Below are 2,843 nucleotides of genomic sequence, written 5' to 3'. Positions count from 1 at the left end.
GCGCGAGCGACGCCTGCGCGCGGGCGCGCTCGGCTTCGGCCGCGGCGCGCCGACGTTCGATCTGCAGCGCCGTCGTGTCGAGCCGCCCCAACACATCGCCCGCCCGGACGGCGGCGCCTTCTTCGGCGGTGAGTGAGGCGATGCGGCCCGAGGCCTCAAAGGCGAGCGAGACCTGACGCGTGTCGACGTTTCCCCAGGCGCGCGTTTCGGGGGCGGACGCTTCGTGGGTGCGCAGCCACCACGCGGCGAAGAGGAGGAGTGCGATGAGGGCGATGGGGAAGAGGCGTCGGAGGGCTTTCATGAGGACGGGCGAAGGAATGAGCATCTCCCGCCGATTCTAGCGGGCGCCCGGAGCACGCTTGCGGCAGAAGCGGCCGAGTCGGGCGCCGCATAGGGCCCGCGTCAATCGTGGCCGAGGTAGTCCTTCGAGTAGCGGCGGGTGTCCGGGTCCTTCGTCTTGAGGTTCGGGTTCGGGCACTTCAGGACCTGCGCACGGGCGTTGGAGTAGCCCGCCTCGCCCTTGGTGTAGGCGATGTGAGTCGCCCCCGGGATCTTGAGCGCCTTCTTCACGATCTGCGCGGTGTTGCGGGCCTTGCCGTTGATGGGCACGATGGCGACGGAGCCCACCCAGCCGAGCTTCTCGCAGTGGTTGGCCTGCGCTTCGCCAAGCGTGATGAGGTTGATGCGGTCGGCGCTGGCGGGAAGGTTGGCGCAGCCGGAGAGGACGAGCGCGAGCGCGCTCAAGGCGAGGAGAGCCTTCTTCATGAGGATTTGCGATCCGACAAGTTGTGGAACTGGAGATCAAGGAGTATAGGTTCGGGCGCCTCCCGCCGTGAAGCACCCATGAAACGAAGAAGCCCCGCCATCTCCTCCAAGCGGAGGAGCGGGCGGGGCGTTCGACTCAAGGGGGCGGAAGGCTCAGCCTGGCCGGTCGGCGGTTAAGCCTTCTTCGCGCGGCAGACGTGCGAGCGCTCGTTGTAGAGACCCTCGACGTAGACGTTGAGGTCCTGGTCCACGTGCACCATGCCGCAGACGTTGTGCGGGAGCGGGCGCTCGACGAGGCCCTGGTTGACGACGTAGTGGATGCCGTTGCGTTCAGAGTAGGCGCCCTTGTGGAAGTGGCCGGAGATCACCGCGAGGACGCGGCCGCTGCTCTCCATCGCGGAGACGATTTCGGCGGCGTTGCGGATGAAGAACGCGTTGGGGATCTTCTGCGTCTTTTCGTCCCAGGTGTTGAGGAGCTGGTGGGTGAAGACCACGACGGGCTCTTTGCCGGTCGCGAGCTCGCGCTTGAACCACTCCATCTCGACGGTCGGGACGATCGCGATCTTCCAGTCGAGCTTGCCGAGGCTGTAGTGTTCGCCCTCGGCGTTGTTGTAGCAGGCGTCGAGGACGATGTACTTCACGCCGCCCGCGACGAAGGAGTAGTAGTTCTTGCCCTTGGCGTCGCCGTAGTTCTCGGTGTTGTCGAGGAAGTCGCCGAGCGAGATCTTGTCGAAGTCGTGGTTGCCGGAGACGTGGTAGCGCGGACCGTTGTATTTGCGGAATTCCGACTCGACCGTCTGCAGGAAGCCGATCGTGTCGGGGCGGTCGCCGTCGTCGAGGCAGTCCTTGAAGTCGCCGAGTTCAATCACGAAGTCGAGCTTGCGGGTGTTGAAGACGTCGATCGCCTGGTGGAGCTTCGCGAGGGAGTGCGCGTAGACGCGGATCGAATCTTCGGCCGGAATGGTGCGGATCGGGCTCGTGCAGTAGTGGATGTCGGTGACCCAGCCGAAGCTGCTCTTCAACTTTTCAGCGGGCGGGAGCGTGATCTGCGCTTCGGTCGGGGTGGCGGCGCGGGCAACGCCGGCGGCGGAAAGCGCGGCGGGCGCGACGAAGAGTCCGGCGGCGGACTGCAGGAACAAACGACGCTTCATTGCGTAAGTCTCCTAAAAAATGATCTTTGCCTGCCTGCCGGATTCCTCTTCAAGGTCTTGTATACAGAGGTTCAGGGGGGCCAGGAAGGCGCGGAGAGGAGTCTCCGCCTCCCGTGTGACGAGATGAAGACGCATATGTGATGATTGCGTGACGCATGAAGCTGCGTTCGGAGGGGAGGGAGGACTCCGGACGCCGCCCGCCGCCCCTCCGGGCGTCCCGCCTTTCCTCGAATCCCGCCGCAGCTTCTCCGTCGGGCGGTGCGCTATGATGAGCGCTTCCCAAAAAACGACGGGAGACGGGTGCGGTCTGCACGCCGCTCTCCCCACAACCACGCAACAGACGCTTCATCATGTTTTCGCTTCGCGCCGCCACTCCCGAGGATGTGGACGTCCTCACCGACATTGAGGCGAAGAGCTTCCCGCCGGCCGAGAAGGCGACGCGGGAGAGCTTCGCCGCCCGTCTCGCTGTCTTCCCGGACTGCTTCCTGATCCTCATGAAGGACGGCCGCCCCATCGGCCTCGTCGACGGGATGGTGACCAACAACCGCACGATCACCGACGACATGTTTGAGGACGCGACGCTGCACAACCCGAACGGCCGCTGGCAGTCGATCTTCGGGCTCGCCGTGCTTCCCGAAGAGCGCCACCAGGGGTGCGCCTCGACCCTGATGCGCGCCTTCATCGAGAAGGCCCGTCAGGAGGGCCGCGACGGCGTGATCCTCACCTGCAAGGAGCACCTCATCCACTTCTACTCGGGCTTCGGCTTCGTCAACTGCGGGGTTTCAAAGTCCGTTCACGGCGGTGCGGTCTGGTACGACATGGAGCTCGACCTCCGCGAAGAGCGCCGCCGCCGCAAAGCGGCCGAGCGCGACTGACCAAAAAACCGGCCTCGCGCAAGCCCCGTCCTTCAGGGCGAGGTTAGCGAGG

At 65.3% G+C, this 2,843-nt stretch carries 3 protein-coding genes and 1 pseudogene; 1 reads left to right on the top strand and 3 read right to left on the bottom strand.

Annotation, left to right across the window (positions count from 1 at the left end):
- From ACT6Y9_RS10125 to ACT6Y9_RS10115, 3 genes and pseudogenes are all read right to left on the bottom strand, one after another.
- Nucleotides 1–301, bottom strand: a pseudogene (locus tag ACT6Y9_RS10125) (HlyD family efflux transporter periplasmic adaptor subunit); the annotation flags it as partial.
- A 101-nt stretch (nt 302–402) separates the two neighbouring features.
- Complete coding sequence (locus ACT6Y9_RS10120) at nt 403–765, bottom strand: hypothetical protein (protein ID WP_443744439.1); 363 nt, start codon at nt 763–765, stop codon at nt 403–405.
- 173 nt (nt 766–938) lie between these two features.
- Nucleotides 939–1,916, bottom strand: a complete 978-nt coding sequence (locus ACT6Y9_RS10115) for a metallophosphoesterase (RefSeq protein ID WP_443744438.1) — start codon at nt 1,914–1,916, stop codon at nt 939–941.
- 350 nt (nt 1,917–2,266) lie between these two features.
- On the opposite strand from ACT6Y9_RS10115, the gene ACT6Y9_RS10110 reads away from it, so the two are divergent.
- On the top strand, nt 2,267–2,791 hold the full coding sequence (locus tag ACT6Y9_RS10110) for a GNAT family N-acetyltransferase (RefSeq protein WP_443744437.1): 525 nt from the start codon (nt 2,267–2,269) through the stop codon (nt 2,789–2,791).
- Nucleotides 2,792–2,843 lie beyond the last annotated feature (52 nt).

This window comes from Sutterella sp. (genome assembly GCF_052272535.1).
GTDB lineage: Bacteria > Pseudomonadota > Gammaproteobacteria > Burkholderiales > Burkholderiaceae_F > Sutterella.
The sequence above is the reverse complement of the archived record's forward strand: the minus strand, read 5'-3'. Positions and strand labels throughout refer to the sequence as shown.

What these genes read in the sequence shown, in the direction of transcription:
- ACT6Y9_RS10115 (WP_443744438.1), bottom strand. Translation starts at nt 1,916, where the DNA reads ATGAAGCGTCGTTTGTTCCTGCAGTCCGCCGCCGGACTCTTCGTCGCG.
- ACT6Y9_RS10110 (WP_443744437.1), top strand. Translation starts at nt 2,267, where the DNA reads ATGTTTTCGCTTCGCGCCGCCACTCCCGAGGATGTGGACGTCCTCACC.
- ACT6Y9_RS10120 (WP_443744439.1), bottom strand. Translation starts at nt 765, where the DNA reads ATGAAGAAGGCTCTCCTCGCCTTGAGCGCGCTCGCGCTCGTCCTCTCC.